We start from the raw sequence: 17,114 nt of genomic DNA, 5'->3' as shown, positions 1-17,114 counted from the left end.
CTTAATAGCAAAATACATGTTGATATTTCAGTTTATTCCTTTAGTATTCTTGATTCTCGTTGCAGCTCTTTGAACCAGTTTAGAGACTGCAGAATCCGGGAAAGGGTGAACACTGCTTACATTAATTTCGCACAATATGTATGAATCTTCACCAGAAGCTGATTTTGGTCCGTAGAGAAAATCCGCATCCCAAATAATAGGAAGATCCTCAGTCTCAAGTCCGAGTAAGCTCTGCAAATGCGGAATCCATTCCGACTCCATCTTTACTTTTAATGCCTGAAATTCCGGTTTGGATTCTGGATGATAAATTCTTGGTTGCGGCTGCAGAGGTTCAGAATCATGTTCTGATCGGAGTAATGCTGTTACATACTGGTGTCCAAATCCGACAACCTCGTTCTGGGACATATAGCACCGAACCATACCATTGGGCTCGGGAGAGTAAAATGGTTGGTCAATCATTTGACCGGAGCCTTCAAAATAAGCCTCACACTGGCTAAAGAATTCACTAAGAGGCATCTGTGCTTCCAAACTGTTACGCATTGCATGGAGTACACGAACCATAGGATCTTGTCCCTCTATGGCGTTCCCTTCAATGAATTCGACTCTCCAAACTCCGTTTCCGCCATTGCCTCGATTCTGCTTTAATACACGAGAAGCTCCATTGGCAAGACGAACCGGCAGGTGCTCACGGAGTTCGTGGATGGTTTTATAGAGATGAATGTCGCCTCCCCATTCCATTTCCCGTGTCTGGTACAGAACCTCTTTGGTACCCAGTTTCAGGATCACATCCGGATGCGTGCTGACAAAAACTCCACTCGAAGCTACATCCCTTAACATGTTGTCTAGAATCGACCGATTACTTCCGCCTTCAATAGGATTGACCCACACAAGAACTCCATCGACTTGACGCAGATGCTGTCGCACTTCATCGACAAATTCATCGTTGTAAACTGCAGGTACAGCTGTAACATTGTAATGTTGAAACTCTTCAAATATTTTACTGAACTTATTGTTTTCAGCAGTGGCATTATTCCGAGCTTCATGGTTACCGTGCCAGAGAATCGCTACTTTTGCTTGTTGGTTCAAAATCTAACAGCTCCTTTATTGATTATGATAGTTTCTCTAATATCGCGGCTAAATCAGCGCTCATGTTCTCCTTATTGCTAGACACGGTAAAACTGTCTAGGATCTGTACCACATCCCAAACTCGCATAAACTCTTCACTTACGGGCTTCTCCGACACATACCCGGCTAAAAGCGTACCTCTGTCAAGTAATCCCCATCTCCGAAGATCAAAAACCGGATGGCTGATATACGCATCACCAAAATCGATCGTTCCCGTATAATGTCCAGTTTCTGGATCTACAAAAGTATGAGTTGTTGCCGGATTAGCGTGTACAGCCACGAGTACATCATTATCAGGTAAGTGAGCCAATGCTTTCGTGGCAATTCCCTGTGCGAGCTCGATCTCGTCTGCGTTGCCTCTTAAAACAATTTTTCCAATCTCTTTATCAAAAGCCGATTTCAATCTGGTTTTTGTATCTTCGAAAGTCCGATCACCCGGGAATAATCCGCTCTCAATGAATGGCTGTTGCACGGCCCCATGAATGCGTCGTAATCTCTTTCCCAGTTCAATGAGCATGTTGTTCCGGGCTTCGAAAGCTAAGCTTGCATACTTCACCGCAATACCTGGTATCCGGGACATACAAGTATACTCAATGCTCCCTTCCCTCCCGTACCCCAGTACACGCGGCACGCTTATATCAGGATACTTCTCCAACTCCCGAAGGAAAAAAGCTTCTTTTTCCAAACTGGTACTTGGACGTATTTTGTGTGGGCGCTGCGTCTTTAGGATAATTAGTTCATCGACAGCATAGGTTCTTGCCTCTCCGCCTGTTTCATCGATTCCAGTTACGGATTGTGCTTCGGGCACGTGACGTCGTACAAGTGAGAGCACGAGAGCATCGTCTAAAATCGGATCCTGAACGTTTGATTGTATATCGGCCATGAAACACCTTACCTTCCTTATTTTTGGCTATTATCTGAGGCAATCTGAGCATATAGAGCTTCGTAGATCATATATCCCCGTTCCAGAGCCTGCGTATCATCCACACTGATCAGACGTAAGCCATGGCAGATGTTATCCAGGCCAGAAGCAGCTGGCTCGAGCTGGACCTCTTGGATCGTATCCGCTTCATCCACAATGGAGGCAATCCGGTCAAGAATCTGATCCTTGAATTGGTGCTCTCTTACCATCGTGTGAAAAGAGCAATGACCGCGGTAATGCGAATAACGCACACCCGGGATATCGAATGGCTCCGCAGCCTCTGGAAACTGTTTACTGCCGACAGGTATAAATATGAACTGGGCATCTGGATCAATGAATCGTTTAATTAGCCATGCGCAAGCCATACGGTCTACACCTACGTTTTCCCACGTAACCCATTTCACCTGTCATCTCCCCCTCTTGATGCAAGTAGTGCTTCTCTTACCTTTTTACCAATGATCGATTGAAAATGGTCATGCTGCATGATTTGCTGATATTTCCGTGAGAGTACGTTCAAATCAGCGTCTTTCAATTGAATCGCATTCCATATTTCTTCATAAGCAGAATCCGTTTGTTGAGTGAATTGTTGAATCAATGCCTCCTCTTGTCCGGATAAGACTGCGCTCGACTTCCACACATGTGCCTTACCGCCAAGTTCGATAATTTCAGCAGCTAACCATTGAAATTGCTCAAAGGATCTCGACGTATATGGAAGGACCCAAATCGCATCAAACACTAGAATGGCTGCGAGCTTCTTTAATTTCCGCCATACATATACCCGAGGTGTGGTCGGTTGACGTGGAATTTTATAGCTGAGCAATAGCCACTCATGCAAGCTTGCCACCTCATTTCTATTGATTCACTTTTTTGCCTAGAACAATGACAGCTCTTGTAATTGTTAGTGAAACCACGGTTACATTTTACCCTACTATTACCAGTTTGATCAATAAGCTCTTGGATTCACTTTCGAAGCTACGACATGAAAGTTCCTACATAATCAAAAAAAACTCAGTGACGCGTTTGTGCGTATGAGTTTGATGAACCGTCAAGCAAATCTCCCCTGTACTTCACCAAACGGTTCACCGCGCTGTCTTGAACGGCAAGTTATTTTCCTACCGTTTTGAAATAGCGATAGATTTTATTTAGTTTTTCCTTTTGTCTGCCCCGTGGGCTCTCCATGCTGCCAAACTCAAAGAACTTCACGTTTTTGATGCCAACGTAGCTAAAGAGTGCTTTGCGCATTAATATTTTGTGTGCATTATTCAGCCATAGCAATGGATAATGAACTGGTCCTTTCATACTGGAGACGCAAACAACCGACTTACCTTTTAGAAGTCCTTCCGGCATAAGCCCACCCTTATCTTTGTACGCAAATCCTGAAGCAAACATTTGGTCTATATATCCCAAGAGCATAGCCGGGGGACGCCCCCACCAGATCGGATATACAAGAACAATTTTGTCCGCCCACATCAGTTGCTCTCTGTATACCGCAAGATTTGGGTCGGCATGCATATCTCTCCTGCGTTTATTCTCGTTAAAAATCAGAACCGGGTTAAACCCTTCCTCATACAAATCCAGCACTCTTACCTCTTCGATCATCGCATTTTCATTGCATCCTCGAAGGACCTCCTGAAAAAACGCAAAACATAAGCTCCGATGATTAGGGTGCGTGTAAATAACCAGCGTTTTCATCCGCGTGCTCCTTTACTTATCATTTGATAAGCAAACGGTAACATGATTCAATTATTGTTGTCAATTGATAATTGTTATTTGATAATTAATTTGTTATTGTGTCAGTATGAGGTGATCTTGTGGATAGGAATATAATGTTCCATAAATTTGTGGCCTTCACAGCCGCGGTCCATCAAATAGCGAATGACATGACAAAAGATGCAAGATCTGAAACGATTACGCTTGTTCAATATAAGATTCTTGAGTACATTGCCATCAATCAACCAGTTACTCTCAGTGAGATCAGTGAATGTATGCATATGTCCATGCCTAACACTAGCCGCGAGCTGAGGAAATTAAGCGATAAACAGCTATGCGAAAAAGCTGCCGATACCGAAGACCGGCGCAAGCAATTTATTCGGCTTTCCGAAAAGGGGGAGGCCATGATGAAAGAGGCTTTTCAAAGCATTGAAGCCCGGTTCATCAAACGAATCGAAACGGTTTCTGATGAAGAGTTGAACGAAATTGAGCATGCGCTCGATCTTCTTCACACTAAAATTTTTTATTGAAGAAACTTGCCGTTACTTATGGTACGGTTCAGCGCGACTGATCTTAAACTATCCTGCAAAAATTGGAGAGTGGCAATATGATTCATGATATAAAGGAATATGTAAAATATTTAGATGGGATTCATAAACGAACGATGCAATATGTGAAAGCAATACCTAAAGAATTCTTAGATTGGAAACCTTCTGAAGACAAATTTTCTACAGGTGATTTATTACGACATATCGCATCAGCTCGATTGATGTTTCTTGGTATATTTGAACATGAAACGTGGACATACACAGGACATGATAGTAGTAAGGGAGCTTCTCTTGAGGATATTTCAAATTATTTAGAGGCATGTCAGATTAAATTAACAGAGGGTCTATTAAAACTTGGCAATGATGTGTTGACAAAAAAGGTTAAAACCCTTCATGGTCACGAAGTTAGTGCGTGGAGAATTCTTATGGCAATTCCAGAACATGAAATTCATCATCGCGGACAAATCTCTACATATTTACAAATGAATAAAATTGAACCGCCTCAAATTTTCGGGTTAAAAATTGAGCAAGTTTAAAAAATGTAATTCTATAGAAGTGCTTTATCTCGTTGTTTGGCGAATACACTTGCAGCATGTTTATCATAAATGACAAGAACTTGGGCACACCCCTGCTCCTTCCCTCATACAATAAGGAATGATGCGTATCTACGGGGGACTGGGAGATGAAGGGGCAAGATTACGACAATCGATTGGCGATATTTTTAGCGGCTGTGTGCGGGCAGACTTACACCCAGTTCAGCAATAAAGATGGGTCGTTCGTTGTCCCCAAAGGCTATGAGCTGGTTACTGGCTTCAAGGGGGTCGCCTTCTACGGGATCGAAGAATGGTTTGGCTATATTATAGAATCGGATGAGAGAATTATTATTGCCTTTCGGGGTACTAGCTCGTCAGCCGACTGGATGGCGAACGCTATGGCGCGTCAGGTGAAATACAAGTTCGTGTCGGACGCGGGCTGGACGCATAAAGGATTCACACAAATATACAGCTCGCTCCGAGATGATGTGATCGGAGCCTTGAAGCGATTACCTGCGCGTAAAACAATGTTCTTGACGGGGCACAGCCTAGGTGGGGCGTTAGCGACTTTATGCGCGCTTGATGTAGCCCATAACACCAAGTTCAACTCGCCAATCATCTACACCTTCGGGTCTCCGCGTGTGGGGAACCCGGATTTTGCCAGAGCATTATCGCGTAAAATCAGTCACCGGGTTGCGAATAAGTACGATCTCGTGCCTCACCTGCCGCCGCTTCTGTTCAAGGTGCCCGAGGATGACACGATCTATTATTATATGCACGTCAAGGAGCTGCACCAGCTCGAATTCCAGGACGATTCCATCACAGCGAACCATATCATTGCTGATTATTTCAAGGACTTGTCCAGTTCAGACAGCGCTTACTCCCAGCATATGTGCACTAACAATCCGGGGTTCTGTCCAGAGCCATGATCAAGTTACCATGAGCGTCACCGACTGCTTAAAATTTAACAGCTGGTCATCTCGTCATTGCCGACGGTTTAGCTTTCACACGATACTGCGACGGCGTTTTTTTCAATGCTTAGAATAGGAAGAACTTTTGTTCTGCGAACCATCTCCGAGTCATACAGTGCACATTTGAGAACTTTATTGAACGGAAAGTCTTCACGGACCCATCCCTTGTATTCTTCTTTTACACATATCCAAACTGATGTCTCTTGTTCTTGAACTGGTGGTTTATTTAACTGTCCTTTCAACAACCGTCCCTCCTTTTGAACTGAACTGATCGAACTAGGAATTTCATTTAAAATTCGCGCACTAAAACGATCCCCTAATCTTCCTGGGATCATTTTAGTAATTCTCAACTCGTCAAACTACTTTTTTACGTAATTAAAACAAGAAACCGCTTTTCAGCGGTTTCTTGTTTTTTGGCTGCCGTTTGGCTGTAAAAGGAACTGCTCCGATGTTTTTTAGATGCAGTCAAGGTTTTGCGGAATATCACTTACTATACTCCGTCGCATAATACGCCATGGCGATGGCCGGTAAGGCGATCCCGATCAGCAGCGCCGCCTCCCAGCCCCCCGTTGCGTAAGCCCATCCCCCTGCCGCTGAGCCGATAGCGCCCCCTAAAAAGAAAATGGCCATATACAAACCGTTAAGCCGACTGCGAATTTCCGCCCCTAATGAGAAAATCACCCGCTGCCCGAGAACCATGTTGGCGGATACCCCCAGGTCGAGTAAAATGGCCGCAACTACGAGTATGGGGACCGCGATAGCAGAACCCGATGGAACCACCAAGGGAAGCAGCCCGGACAAGATGACGATGGCCAATGCCCAGCCTGTCGCCGGACGAACCCACCCACGGTCCGCCAAACGACCCGCCGCTGGCGCCGCAATTGCCCCCATTACCCCGACTAATGCGAACAGAGCGACCTCCTTCTGAGTAAAATGAAACGCCGGACTTGTCAATACCAACGGAACTGTAGTCCAAAACAAACTGAACGTCCCGAATACACAAGCATGATAAATTGCCCTCCGGCGCAATGCCGGTGTCGTCTTCAGCAGATGCAGCATGGAGTGCAGCAGCGCCGGGTAAGCTGTGGCGGTCGAAGGCTGCCTTGAAGGCAGTGCCTTTGCCAATACAAGAGCCAGCGCGAAAATCAGTGCTGCGGAGATGAAATATACGGCGCGCCAGCCCATATACTCCGCCACCAAGCTTGAAATGGGACGCGCGAGCATAATCCCCAGAAGTAGCCCGCTCATGACGTTGCCCACATTGCGACCGCGCACGGCTTCAGCCGAAAGATGAGCCGCATACGGCACAAGGATTTGCGCTGCGACGGAACCTACTCCGATCACGAGTGAAGCGATAAGGAACAGGACAGCGCTTTTGATTACAGCTGCAATTGTCAAAACGGCGGCTGTGAGGAGCAATGACGAAACGATCAGCTTACGATTTTCTAGGATGTCTCCCAGTGGTACGATAAATAACAAGCCTATCCCGTAGCCGACTTGGGTCATCGTAACGATGAGTGCGGCAGCCCCGGAGGAGAGCCCGATAGTCGAACCGATCGGACCTACCAATGGTTGAGCATAATAAAGATTCGCCGCGATGATACCGCAGGCGGCTGCCAGGATAAAAATCAGTGATGCCGAAATCGATTTCTCCGTTGGAATTAAAGCTGAATGCATAGAGAGAGCTCCTTTGCTGGTCAGATAAATTTACTGGAACAATCGTTCCGATATAGTTAAAAAAAATTTACAGTATTTCCAGCACCGTGTCCATCATCTGCTTCATCTTGCTGCGGTCACCCTGAACCTTCGCAACGATATTTATACTATGATTCAGGTTTGAGAGCAGATACGATAAAGTCTTGATATCTTTCTCCGGGATGATTTCTCCCGTCTCCTGACCTTTGCGCAGCAGCTCGTAGAAGGATTTCTCCAGCTCGTCAAACCGCTCCCTGATCAACGCATTCAGTTCCTCATCTGGCGAATCCATGCCGACTGCTGCATTAGTAATGAGACAGCCCTTTGGCGACTCGCCGCCCAAGGCGGAATCGATGTGTAGCTCGAAGTACTGCCGGATTCCCGATTTTGCGGATGTCGCATTGACGAGGATGTCCCGTTTAGCTTGCTTCCACTTCTTGTACCAGTTGATCGCCTCGATATAAAGTGTTTGTTTGTCCCCAAACGTTTCGTACAGACTTGATCTGCTAAGATCCATGGCTTCCAGCAAATCGGGTATGCTTGCCGCATCGTAGCCCTTTTTCCAAAAAACGAGCATCGCTTTATGGAGCACCGCTTCTTTATCAAACTCTTTGTAGCGTCCCATGGTTCTCCCTCCGTTTCCGTAGGTACAGTATATATTTTCTGGAACGATAAGTCCAGTATTTCCTTGTGCAAATAAATTGTTACGACGGGATCCTATAATTATACGGTTTCTGCTACGACCACCAATGACGGGTAACGTCACGTCCTATGAGGCGATGAGGTTGATGAAATGAAGGTACTGTTCCTCGGTAATTAACCTGTAAAGATGCCAGAAATCCAACTCATTCTTTGTAACCTTCTCCGGGTGGGCCCCCATTAATTAAGCTTGTTCATGATCTGATAATCGTAGACCATCTTATACTTTTCACCGGTTTGCTGGAACTTGCTAAGTTCATCTGCTGATCTCAGGGGCTGGGTTATTAACGTCTCTGAAGGATGACATAAAAATTTCAATTACCATAAAGTATTCTTTAACCAACAGTCGCTATAGGATGTGGTATGGTTATATGGATAATAATGGGAAATGAGTTATTAACTTAAAGAAGGTAGGTGTGAGAATCTAATGCACTTTGCAATCGCAGTTTTAATTTTGATCGTCGCGTGGAAACGAGGAGATTGGAAAAATTGGAGGGATTATCACACTACAATGATGTATTTTGTACTTGGGGATTTGCTTTATCTTTTTCTAACCGCAAATTATGCATTGTGGAGATTAAAGCCTGATATTTTGCTAAATAACGCTTTCACTGAAATGATTTATATGTTTGTTACTTTCCCGCTTACTGCACTTCTATTTTTGTCCAAATATCCAAAGGGTGATATTGGTAAGCAAGTCATTTATATTCTAAATTGGGTTTTGATTTACGCTGCAGTAGAGTGGATTCTATTGATTACTGGCCGTATTATTTATCAACATGGCTGGAATCTTTATTGGTCAATAATTTTTGATTGCACAATATTCCCCATGCTTCGATTATTCTATAAACGACCCGTGTTAGCCTATGGTATCTCATTAATTATGTGTGTATTTTGGGTGTGGTATTTTAAAGTTCCTGTTAATGTACCGGTCGAAATAAAATAGCGTCCACTGAGGCTTCCGCCTGAGGGTTGGACCCGCTTAACGAAAATAAGAACACAGCAATCGACTCTCAGTTGCTGTGTTCTTATTTGGAATGGTACTTTAATGTTCCGGTCGAACTAAGCTAATGCCTGCATCAAGTGGGGCCAACTCGATAAGCTTGCGATCAGTAAATTTGTTGAACTTCAATTTTTCTAAGTGTCCTTGCGTTGCGTTGGTCTTCACGATTCATATTTGACTTCACGGCATATCTCCGTTTCGCTATAAAGAGTTACCTCTCACTTTTGGCCCAGTAGAATTCCAATAATTATTACCAAATTTAGCTACCTCGCCTGTTTCCGGTACTGATGAGGGCTGACGCCGACGGTTTGTTTGAACAGCTGGCAGAAATAGGAGACATTGGTCAAGCCGATCTCCTGCGCTATGTCCTGGATTTGCATGACGCCCGACCGCAGCAGTACGCAAGCTTGGCGTATTCTACGGCTCATGATGTACTCCGTGATGCTGCTGCCGATCATTTTTGTAAATAAAGCGGAAATGTATTTCGGGGATAAATGAACAGCTTCGGCAAGCTGCTCCATCCGAAACGGCGTCCTATAATGGTCCTCGATCCATTGGAGAATCGTCTCCACATGGGGCGAATCGCGCAGCTCCGCCTGCTCGGCAACCTCCTCCTGCTCGCGCCAAAACGGCTGGATCGTCTGAAGAAACGTAACAAGAAATACAGCAAACCGCTCCTCTGCTGAGTAATGCTCATCATTCGGCTCCTCTTCGGCGATAATGCGCCCAAGCTCCTCAAACAGCTGCTCCAGAAAAGGCGCCCGGCTTCCCGTCCGAATGGCATGGAACGCCGGGAATCCCTTCCATACACGGGTAAAAAATTTATGTACACCCGCAAAGGGCTGCAAATACGGCTCCAGTACGGTCGGCTCGAAAATAACGAACGAACGGACGTACGGTGTGCTTACCGTTACATCCATCTGAATCCGGTGCAGCTGAAACGGCTGAAACATGAGCAGTGTACCCGGTGTCACCTCGATGACCCGCTGATTCACTACCACTCGGCCGCGCCCTTCGTAGACGTACAGCAGCTCCAGCCCCTGATGCGCATGATAAGTCGGCCGATACTCGGAAGCCGAGGTGCGGCGAAGCGCCATCCGAAAAGGATCGCTTCCTAACATTTTCCCCCTATGCCCTGTGTAGCCCGCGTGATCCGGCATCGTTCGCCCGCCTTCCTTCCACGATTTCCATTCATCTATAATCATACTCAGACAACATTTTATCAGACTACAGCAGGACACGGATACAGAAAAAATTGATATGCTACTCGTAGATCTCCATGAAAAATAGCGCTATGGTCCTGCCAGACACATATTGACTGCGACCGGACGCGCTCTAATCTTGTTCCAGACTTGGGAGGGAAGCCGGATGGAGTTTTGCATTGTCAGCGATGAAATTAGCCAGGATATCGACGCAGCCGTACATATCGGCACGTCTTGGGGAATCCGCCATTATGAAGTGCGCAATATTATGCAAAAGCGCCTTCCCGACGGGCTGACGGATAAGACCGTGCAGCAACTGCTCCGATTGAAGGAGCAATACGGCATCACCTATACGGCGCTATCACCCGGCGTGTTTAAATGCGCCCCGGAAAAAGCGCTCATGGATGAGCATTTAAGCGATCGGCTCGATCAATCTATTCAGCTTGCTCGGCAAATCGGCGCTGATACGATCGTCATTTTCTCCCTGTACGACCGCGCCAATCCACGCCAGCCAGAGCTACAGGAAATGGTCATTCCATATTTGAAGGAAGCGTGCCGCAAGGCGGAAGAAGCCGGCCTTCGTCTAGCCATAGAGACAGAGCACGGAACCGCTTGCGAGACGGCGAAGCAGTTCATGGCCGTATGGGAAGCGGTTGGCTCAGACGCGCTGTGGGCCAATTGGGATCCCGCCAATTCGTGGGTAGCCGGCGAGGACCCGTTCGAAGGGTATGCCACTCTCCGCGGGCGCATTACGAGCATTCATATTAAAGATGCCAAGACGCAGGGCTATCACGCAGGCAGCCCATGGACCGGCCTCGGCGACGGACAAATCCCGTGGACACGCTTGCTGCCGCGGCTTTCGGATGATCCGACAATTCGCAGAATGACAATGGAAACGCATATCCATCCGAAAATCACCCAGTCGCAAAAAGCGCTCGCCCTGCTTCATACATGGCTGCAAAATGCCGGCTTCGAGTCGCCGCTTCTCGCAGAGGAGCTTGCTCTATGACGATAAGGATGCTTACTTCCGCCTTAATCGGCGCCGGCAACATCGCCAGAAGCCTGCATATTCCCGCTCATTCACGCCTGCAGCGCTCCAAGCTGAAATGGGTGTGCGATACCGACCTAGAGGCTGCACGTCAGGTTGCGGAGAAGAACGGCATTCCGCACCATACCGACAAGCTAGAAGATGTGCTGAACGACTTGGAGGTCGATTGGGTCGACATTACGACGCCTAACGCCTCTCATGAGCCGATTGCGCTGCAGAGCTTTCAAGCGGGCAAGCACGTGTTCGTGCAAAAGCCGATGGCCGGCACCATTGATGCCGCCGAACGCATGATCGCTGCTTCCCGTACATATGACCGCAAGCTTGGCGTATTCATGTTTTTACGGGGAGACGGCGGCATTGAGACACTTCGCAATCTGATCGAGCATGGCCATCTCGGCAAAGTCATCACGCTGCGCGGGAGAATGATCTCCTACAAGGGTTTCTCGCTCGATGACGATTCGTGGCGGAAGCAGGAAGCCCGCGGCGCGCTGGAGCAGCTTGGCACGCACCTGATCGACCTGTTCCTCCATTTACAGGGAGAGATCAAGTGGGTGCAGTCGTATTCGGACACCATTTACGCGCCAATGAAGGCCGATGATGTGACAACCGCCATCTACGGCTTCGAGGGCGGCGTTTCGGCAGTCCTGGAGACGACCTACTGCCAATTTACGAACCGCCGGACGGTTGGGTCCATCCTTGAGGTAAACGGTACAGCCGGAAATGTGCGCTACAACTATAGAACCGGCGAAATGTCCATACAGCTTGAGAACGACTGCGAGCTTGGAGATTTCCGTTACAACAAGGAGGAAGGCGTTGCCCAGCGCACCTTTGAAAGCTCTTACAGAGGATGCGTCCACCGCGTGCACGAGTCATTCGTTGAGTCGCTCTGCGACGGTACGCCGCTTCTAATCGATGGACCAACCGGCCTATATGCGCTTAAAATTATTGAAAAAACGTTCGAGTCGGCACGAGAAGAGCGGAGATTGCCAGTCGACGCCCCGGTCCGATAATCCCATATTTAAATATCTAGACGCACGGCATATTGCAATTTCCCTTTACGCTCTAAACGGGGGCTTTTTCTACTGGGCTTTTTTCATGTAATGATAGAACAACCCCTCCAATCTGTTCGGAGGGGTTATTCTTGCTTGGCACAGACATAAAGGAGCCATTTTCATGTTTCAACTAAACTGCCGTTTAACGTAACAAAGCTGCCAAGAATCGTGGCAAGAAGTTAAATAATTTATACGTAATGCGAATCAGCCATTTATTAGTTTGACTACAATTTTATCACCAAGGCGAAGCACCCCCACTGGCTCCAAACCTATAGGATCTTCGAGCTTGTCAAGAATCGCGTAAATTTTATCTTCAGTTTGTGGGTCCAAATGATTAGTAGCTTCATCTTACACCAATATTTCCGAGCACCGGTTCAGCGCGATCGGCGCCAGACGCCGGCTCGGGCAACTGCAGCTCACTTTCCTAGATCACAGCCCGCACTGCTCTTCACTCTAAAAGTGAGTTCGGGACACGCTGGCGGATGCTCTCTCAGGTTACATTCAGGATAATGTCCTTTAGTTCAATCAGAGTCTTGATTCGATAGCTGGCCTGTGAGAAGTCATGTGTTTTTGTGAAGTCGTTATGCACAATAGCACAGTCGATGCCAGCCGCCACGGCTGAGTTCAACCCTCTGTTTGAATCCTCTACAACCAGGGTCTCTTGTTTGGAAGCTCCGAATCGCTTTAGACCGTTCAAGTATGGTTCCGGGTTCGGTTTGCTGTGCTCGTAGTCTTCGCGAACAAGGACGAATTCCATGAATTGTCTAATCTGGCGCTTTTCATGAATAAGTTGAAAATCCGCACGTTTTGCAGTCGTCACGATGGCCATGCGGACGTACTTTGACAGTTCGGCTAGAGCTTCAACTACGCCTTCAATCTCTATGGCTTCTGTTCGTAGATATTCCTGATAATAGACGTTGCGGACCTCACGCTGCTTGCTGATAGTCTGCTCATCAATACCTGCCGCCCTAGCTTGGGACCAAGTGCCCAATGACTGGGTCATGTCGCGGAGATATTGATCTTTATCCAAGGTAAATCCAATGTCAGCCAGAGCGCGTTCTCCCGCTTTGTAATACCAGAATTCAGTATCAACCAGAACACCATCATGATCGAAGAGTATGTACTTTTTCATTGTTTCGCTCTCCTTTGTCAGCTGCGGCAACCATGCGTGGCCATCACGCATCGTTGATCACCCAATATGATGTAATATATATTCGTCATCGTGATATCGAACTCTCGTTTCTTTATTGAAACTTCCCTCGCAGCCTAGAAACTAATAAAATCGCATCAGCTTCATCACATGCACAATTCAAAGTAATTAATTTCATCCCTTTTGCGGGGCTATCACTGGTTCGAGGAAAAAAATGTTCATGGAAGTGAGGAACGCCTTCAATCGTTACTAACGAATATATTCGTTCTGCACCTGTCTCTTGTTTGAGTGTAGAGTATATCTTTTTAACGAGGATACCATAAGATTTTGCTTCTTCATCCGTCATTTCAGAGAAGACTAAAAAGTGACGGTTCGATTCTAAGACAAGTCTCCCTAACGCGGATTGCTCTACGGGAAAATGACAGAGCCTCCAGTTTTCATCTTCATAAATATATCCACCAGGTGGTTGATTTGAGAGCCAGAGTGTTTATCACAAATGAAACAAGACATTCATATCCCCTTCTTTCTATAGCTTTTTCCTTTGCTATATCAACTAACCGTGGCTTTTTTGCCTTCTGGAGGAACTACCTGATTTTTTTATCTCTACTCCAAAAAGCGGAACCGCGCGATACGTTCGGCTGACGTATAAAATTCTGTTTTTCCCGTCAACTGCGAGCCCATTACGAATGCCTGAACGATTGAGCGATACGCCGGCGTCTTCTGAACGCCGGAACGATCCGTCTCATTGCCAACCCTCGTGCTGTCCTCCGTTGATACGTCCCCATTTGCCTTAGTTTTGGCCTCGCTATAGGTCAGCCCTTTATCGGCCATTGCTAGGACCTGAGTCTTCAACTGCTCGTCCCGGCACACCAAGTAATATCGTTCGGCCATCAAAATGCCGAAGTTATGGTACGTGATGTCGAAACCGCCCTTTTCCGGATTAATGCCCTCAGCCGTTTGCAGCGCCAGCCCTTCCTTGGCGTACAGCTCCGCTTGCTTAATCAACTTTTCGTCCCCGGTAAGCGCCCCCGTCATCCCGAACGCCGCAGCCGAAATCCATCGCCGGTGAGTGAGGTTGTCGTTTTTATGACGCGTCTTCTCTACCTCGGGCTTTAGCATCCACAGTGCAGCCGTGTGCAGCTTCTCCAGATATTGGGAGCTGTATTCGGCGTAGTACGAATCGCCGCTCTGCTTCATCAGCAGAAGCGCTCTGGCAACCGACTCCACGAACATATCCGTACTGTGGTAAGGATCGCCCGTTCCAAGGAAGCCTCCGTCAGCGCCCTGCTTTGCAAACGCCCACGCAAACGTTTTCCAGCCTTCGTCAATTAGCTTTCGGTTTTTCATATACAAGCCGGCCTCGATGAGCTCCGCTCCGCTGCGCTGCTCTTCTACGAGCCAGACGGATTTTTCACCTTTCTCGTATTTTACGTTCGCTCCTGTAGCATAGGTGGCCGGCCGATCAGGTACCTTAGTTTTTTCGTAAAATGCTTTGACAAACAACGGATCCTTTGCGCTTTCGTACAAATTCATCTGCCCTGCCACCTCTTTGCCCGTTATAGCCGATTGCTGCGAACCGGCCTTCGGCACTGTGTCCGCTTCACCGGGCGGGGAAGCTTCGTACACGTTAGCGCAGGCTGCCAGTATGAAACAGAAAAGGATGCAGCTTGCTGTTGCCACAATAGCTCTCATGCCGAACCTCCCACCCACCAATGCGCTCTGAAGTTCGTTTCGATTCAAAATCAAGTTATCTATACGGCCGTCAAATGGTAACTCCAGAATAACAGGTATTCCCAGATTGAGTAAAGACTGAACTATGCTCCCGGTATCGTGTTAAAGCTGCCCGCTGTAATATAAAGCTCGTTGAGGAAGAAAGCCGTAAATTGTTCGTAACTCTAAAAAATACACAATCTAATGCAAAGAATACACAAGCTGACCTAAAACTACAATCTTTACCATTTACTAGTATCCCCCTTATAATTTATTTGCAAGCGCTTTCTATAAAAAGAGGAGGGGTCCTATGAACTCAACCAAGAAAATCGTATTACCGCTATCCGTCCTAATGCTTCTTAGCTCTACGCTTGCTGCTTGCAGCAAGGCGCCTGCTCCGGCCAGCGCGCCCGCGGAAGCCGATTACATGAAGAAGCCGGTCACCCTGGTGTTTAAATCCCAATTCGACGACAGTATGGAAAAATTTAATGAACGCTACGGGGATCGGATTCGCGCCAAATTTCCTAATGTCACGGTGAAGTTTTTGCCGCGGGAAAAGGATCTGGATATTCTCAATCTAGTCGCATCGGGTACGTATCCGGACATCATGTATGGGAATACGTCGCAGATTGACCAGTTTCTGATCGGTACCGGATTGGCCTACGATATGTCCGAATTAATCAAAAAGGATAATTACGATATCAGTCGCTTTGAGCCTGCTTTGATGGACAATCTGAGGAATGTGACCCCAGCCGGTACGCTGTACGGATTGCCGATGCCGTGGGCCGGTGCTCAGGTGCTGTACTACAATAAGGCTTTATTTGACCGTTTTGGCGTCCCTTACCCGAAGGATGGCATGACCTGGGACGAGGTGTACGAGCTGGCCAAGAAAATGACCCGAAATACAGGCGATCAACAGTATCGCGGCTTCAGCTCGTTTATCAGTGCAGTGCTGAGGGATAATCAGATTTCGCTGCCTTACTTGGATCCGAAGGTGGACAAAATGGCCGATTCCGACCAGTGGAAGCGTCTGTTTTCGAACCTGTCCCGATTCTATGAGATAGCAGGCAACAACCGCGATACGAAGAGCCGCTCGCAGACGATTGAAGAGCAGGCTTTTATGAAGGGCAACGTGGCGATGGCGATCAATCAGTTTAATAAGTTCCCTTCGTTTCCACCCGATCTGGATTGGGATATGGTGTCCATGCCTCAATTCCCCGGCAGCCCGAAGGTAGGCAGCCAAGCGGGGTCGAACTACTGGTTCATAACGAAGACCAACGAGAATAAAGAGATCTCCTTCCAAATCATTAAGTACCTGCTCTCAGATGAGCTGCAGCTGGAAGCCGCGAAGAAGGACGCCACATTGCCCTCCTTGAAAAAGGGCGCGGTCAACCTCGAAGTTCTCGGTCAAGATGTTCCCGCGCTCAAGGGCAAGCATGTGCAGGCCGTGTACAACGATCCTCCGGCACCAGCCATGCCAAGGCGTGAACCGAATCTGAAAGGAGCGGACCCCAATGTGCTGAAAACGACGATGGAGGAAGCGTTCAACCGCGTCGTCATTGATAAGATCGACATTAATACGGCGTTGAGGGAAGCCTCTGAGAAGATGGATAAAGCGGTGGCTGAAAAGAATAACAGCGAAGGGAAGAAGTAAAACAAACAAGCCCTTCCCGGCATATGCTGGGGAGGGCTTGTTTGCGGTTATCCGAATAGATAAGCGATGGGTCGTTTCAATCGCCAGCTATC

18 protein-coding genes are annotated in these 17,114 nt (G+C 47.3%); 7 read left to right on the top strand and 11 right to left on the bottom strand.

The features are described 5' to 3' along the window. Positions 1-27 precede the first annotated feature (27 nt). The 5 genes from FPZ49_RS30710 to FPZ49_RS30690 form a co-directional block, all read right to left on the bottom strand. Entirely contained in the window at positions 28-1,086 is a 1,059-nt protein-coding gene (locus FPZ49_RS30710) for a Cj0069 family protein (RefSeq protein WP_222429991.1), read from the bottom strand. Between the two features lie 22 nt (positions 1,087-1,108). Further along, positions 1,109-2,008, bottom strand: a complete 900-nt coding sequence (locus FPZ49_RS30705) for a phosphotransferase family protein (protein ID WP_144854164.1) — start codon at positions 2,006-2,008, stop codon at positions 1,109-1,111. 17 nt (positions 2,009-2,025) lie between these two features. Beyond that, positions 2,026-2,451: a chromate resistance protein ChrB domain-containing protein gene (locus FPZ49_RS30700; RefSeq protein ID WP_144854163.1), complete on the bottom strand. Its 426-nt coding sequence runs from the start codon at positions 2,449-2,451 to the stop codon at positions 2,026-2,028. Continuing rightward, positions 2,448-2,882 (bottom strand): Chromate resistance protein ChrB, encoded by a 435-nt coding sequence (locus FPZ49_RS30695; RefSeq protein WP_144854162.1) that lies wholly within the window; start codon positions 2,880-2,882, stop codon positions 2,448-2,450. Before FPZ49_RS30695 ends, FPZ49_RS30700 begins: the two co-directional genes overlap by 4 nt. Before the next feature lie 269 nt (positions 2,883-3,151). Continuing rightward, on the bottom strand, positions 3,152-3,739 hold the full coding sequence (locus FPZ49_RS30690) for an NAD(P)H-dependent oxidoreductase (RefSeq protein WP_144854161.1): 588 nt from the start codon (positions 3,737-3,739) through the stop codon (positions 3,152-3,154). Positions 3,740-3,873: 134 nt separating this feature from the next. Here FPZ49_RS30690 and FPZ49_RS30685 point away from each other — a divergent pair, with 134 nt between their 5' ends. From FPZ49_RS30685 to FPZ49_RS30675, 3 genes are all read left to right on the top strand, one after another. Next, a complete protein-coding gene (locus FPZ49_RS30685; RefSeq protein WP_391563887.1) occupies positions 3,874-4,287 on the top strand; it encodes a MarR family winged helix-turn-helix transcriptional regulator in 414 nt (137 codons plus the stop codon). A 77-nt stretch (positions 4,288-4,364) separates the two neighbouring features. Further along, positions 4,365-4,841 carry a DinB family protein gene (locus FPZ49_RS30680; RefSeq protein ID WP_144854159.1) on the top strand — a complete coding sequence of 159 codons (477 nt, stop codon included), beginning with the start codon at positions 4,365-4,367 and terminating at the stop codon, positions 4,839-4,841. A gap of 146 nt (positions 4,842-4,987) precedes the next feature. Next, complete coding sequence (locus FPZ49_RS30675; RefSeq protein WP_144854158.1) at positions 4,988-5,767, top strand: lipase family protein; 780 nt, start codon at positions 4,988-4,990, stop codon at positions 5,765-5,767. A 68-nt stretch (positions 5,768-5,835) separates the two neighbouring features. On the opposite strand, the gene FPZ49_RS30670 is transcribed toward FPZ49_RS30675, so the two are convergent. The 3 genes from FPZ49_RS30670 to FPZ49_RS30660 form a co-directional block, all read right to left on the bottom strand. Further along, positions 5,836-6,051, bottom strand: a complete 216-nt coding sequence (locus FPZ49_RS30670; protein ID WP_261381698.1) for a cold-shock protein — start codon at positions 6,049-6,051, stop codon at positions 5,836-5,838. A 241-nt stretch (positions 6,052-6,292) separates the two neighbouring features. Then, positions 6,293-7,486 (bottom strand): MFS transporter, encoded by a 1,194-nt coding sequence (locus tag FPZ49_RS30665; RefSeq protein WP_144854157.1) that lies wholly within the window; start codon positions 7,484-7,486, stop codon positions 6,293-6,295. Positions 7,487-7,553: 67 nt separating this feature from the next. Next, positions 7,554-8,129: a TetR/AcrR family transcriptional regulator gene (locus tag FPZ49_RS30660; protein ID WP_144854156.1), complete on the bottom strand. Its 576-nt coding sequence runs from the start codon at positions 8,127-8,129 to the stop codon at positions 7,554-7,556. A gap of 501 nt (positions 8,130-8,630) precedes the next feature. Between FPZ49_RS30660 and FPZ49_RS30655 the strand changes: the two genes are divergently transcribed. Further along, positions 8,631-9,149 carry a CBO0543 family protein gene (locus FPZ49_RS30655; protein WP_144854155.1) on the top strand — a complete coding sequence of 173 codons (519 nt, stop codon included), beginning with the start codon at positions 8,631-8,633 and terminating at the stop codon, positions 9,147-9,149. Between the two features lie 320 nt (positions 9,150-9,469). On the opposite strand, the gene FPZ49_RS30650 is transcribed toward FPZ49_RS30655, so the two are convergent. Continuing rightward, complete coding sequence (locus FPZ49_RS30650; RefSeq protein WP_186446199.1) at positions 9,470-10,366, bottom strand: AraC family transcriptional regulator; 897 nt, start codon at positions 10,364-10,366, stop codon at positions 9,470-9,472. Between the two features lie 208 nt (positions 10,367-10,574). Here FPZ49_RS30650 and FPZ49_RS30645 point away from each other — a divergent pair, with 208 nt between their 5' ends. Next, on the top strand, positions 10,575-11,417 hold the full coding sequence (locus tag FPZ49_RS30645) for a sugar phosphate isomerase/epimerase family protein (protein ID WP_144854153.1): 843 nt from the start codon (positions 10,575-10,577) through the stop codon (positions 11,415-11,417). Next, a complete protein-coding gene (locus FPZ49_RS30640; RefSeq protein ID WP_186446198.1) occupies positions 11,414-12,466 on the top strand; it encodes a Gfo/Idh/MocA family protein in 1,053 nt (350 codons plus the stop codon). Before FPZ49_RS30645 ends, FPZ49_RS30640 begins: the two co-directional genes overlap by 4 nt. A gap of 532 nt (positions 12,467-12,998) precedes the next feature. Here the strand turns inward: FPZ49_RS30640 and FPZ49_RS30635 are convergent. Further along, positions 12,999-13,640: an HAD family hydrolase gene (locus tag FPZ49_RS30635; RefSeq protein WP_144854151.1), complete on the bottom strand. Its 642-nt coding sequence runs from the start codon at positions 13,638-13,640 to the stop codon at positions 12,999-13,001. A gap of 621 nt (positions 13,641-14,261) precedes the next feature. Continuing rightward, positions 14,262-15,350 carry a hypothetical protein gene (locus FPZ49_RS30630; protein WP_144854150.1) on the bottom strand — a complete coding sequence of 363 codons (1,089 nt, stop codon included), beginning with the start codon at positions 15,348-15,350 and terminating at the stop codon, positions 14,262-14,264. A gap of 328 nt (positions 15,351-15,678) precedes the next feature. Here FPZ49_RS30630 and FPZ49_RS30625 point away from each other — a divergent pair, with 328 nt between their 5' ends. Continuing rightward, positions 15,679-17,022 (top strand): ABC transporter substrate-binding protein, encoded by a 1,344-nt coding sequence (locus tag FPZ49_RS30625; protein WP_144854149.1) that lies wholly within the window; start codon positions 15,679-15,681, stop codon positions 17,020-17,022. Positions 17,023-17,114: the final 92 nt, after the last annotated feature.

The sequence above is a fragment of the Paenibacillus cremeus genome (genome assembly GCF_007786445.1).
In the GTDB taxonomy this organism is placed as follows: Bacteria; Bacillota; Bacilli; order Paenibacillales; family NBRC-103111; genus Paenibacillus_G; species Paenibacillus_G cremeus.
Note: the sequence above shows the minus strand (reverse complement) of the source record. Positions and strands in the feature narration are given on the sequence as shown.

Coding starts and splice junctions, on each gene's coding strand:
- FPZ49_RS30705 (WP_144854164.1), bottom strand. CDS start 2,008: ATGGCCGATATACAATCAAACGTTCAGGATCCGATTTTAGACGATGCT.
- FPZ49_RS30690 (WP_144854161.1), bottom strand. CDS start 3,739: ATGAAAACGCTGGTTATTTACACGCACCCTAATCATCGGAGCTTATGT.
- FPZ49_RS30685 (WP_391563887.1), top strand. CDS start 3,874: ATGTTCCATAAATTTGTGGCCTTCACAGCCGCGGTCCATCAAATAGCG.
- FPZ49_RS30680 (WP_144854159.1), top strand. CDS start 4,365: ATGATTCATGATATAAAGGAATATGTAAAATATTTAGATGGGATTCAT.
- FPZ49_RS30675 (WP_144854158.1), top strand. CDS start 4,988: ATGAAGGGGCAAGATTACGACAATCGATTGGCGATATTTTTAGCGGCT.
- FPZ49_RS30665 (WP_144854157.1), bottom strand. CDS start 7,486: ATGCATTCAGCTTTAATTCCAACGGAGAAATCGATTTCGGCATCACTG.
- FPZ49_RS30660 (WP_144854156.1), bottom strand. CDS start 8,129: ATGGGACGCTACAAAGAGTTTGATAAAGAAGCGGTGCTCCATAAAGCG.
- FPZ49_RS30655 (WP_144854155.1), top strand. CDS start 8,631: ATGCACTTTGCAATCGCAGTTTTAATTTTGATCGTCGCGTGGAAACGA.
- FPZ49_RS30650 (WP_186446199.1), bottom strand. CDS start 10,366: ATGCCGGATCACGCGGGCTACACAGGGCATAGGGGGAAAATGTTAGGA.
- FPZ49_RS30645 (WP_144854153.1), top strand. CDS start 10,575: ATGGAGTTTTGCATTGTCAGCGATGAAATTAGCCAGGATATCGACGCA.
- FPZ49_RS30640 (WP_186446198.1), top strand. CDS start 11,414: ATGACGATAAGGATGCTTACTTCCGCCTTAATCGGCGCCGGCAACATC.
- FPZ49_RS30635 (WP_144854151.1), bottom strand. CDS start 13,640: ATGAAAAAGTACATACTCTTCGATCATGATGGTGTTCTGGTTGATACT.
- FPZ49_RS30630 (WP_144854150.1), bottom strand. CDS start 15,350: ATGAGAGCTATTGTGGCAACAGCAAGCTGCATCCTTTTCTGTTTCATA.
- FPZ49_RS30625 (WP_144854149.1), top strand. CDS start 15,679: ATGAACTCAACCAAGAAAATCGTATTACCGCTATCCGTCCTAATGCTT.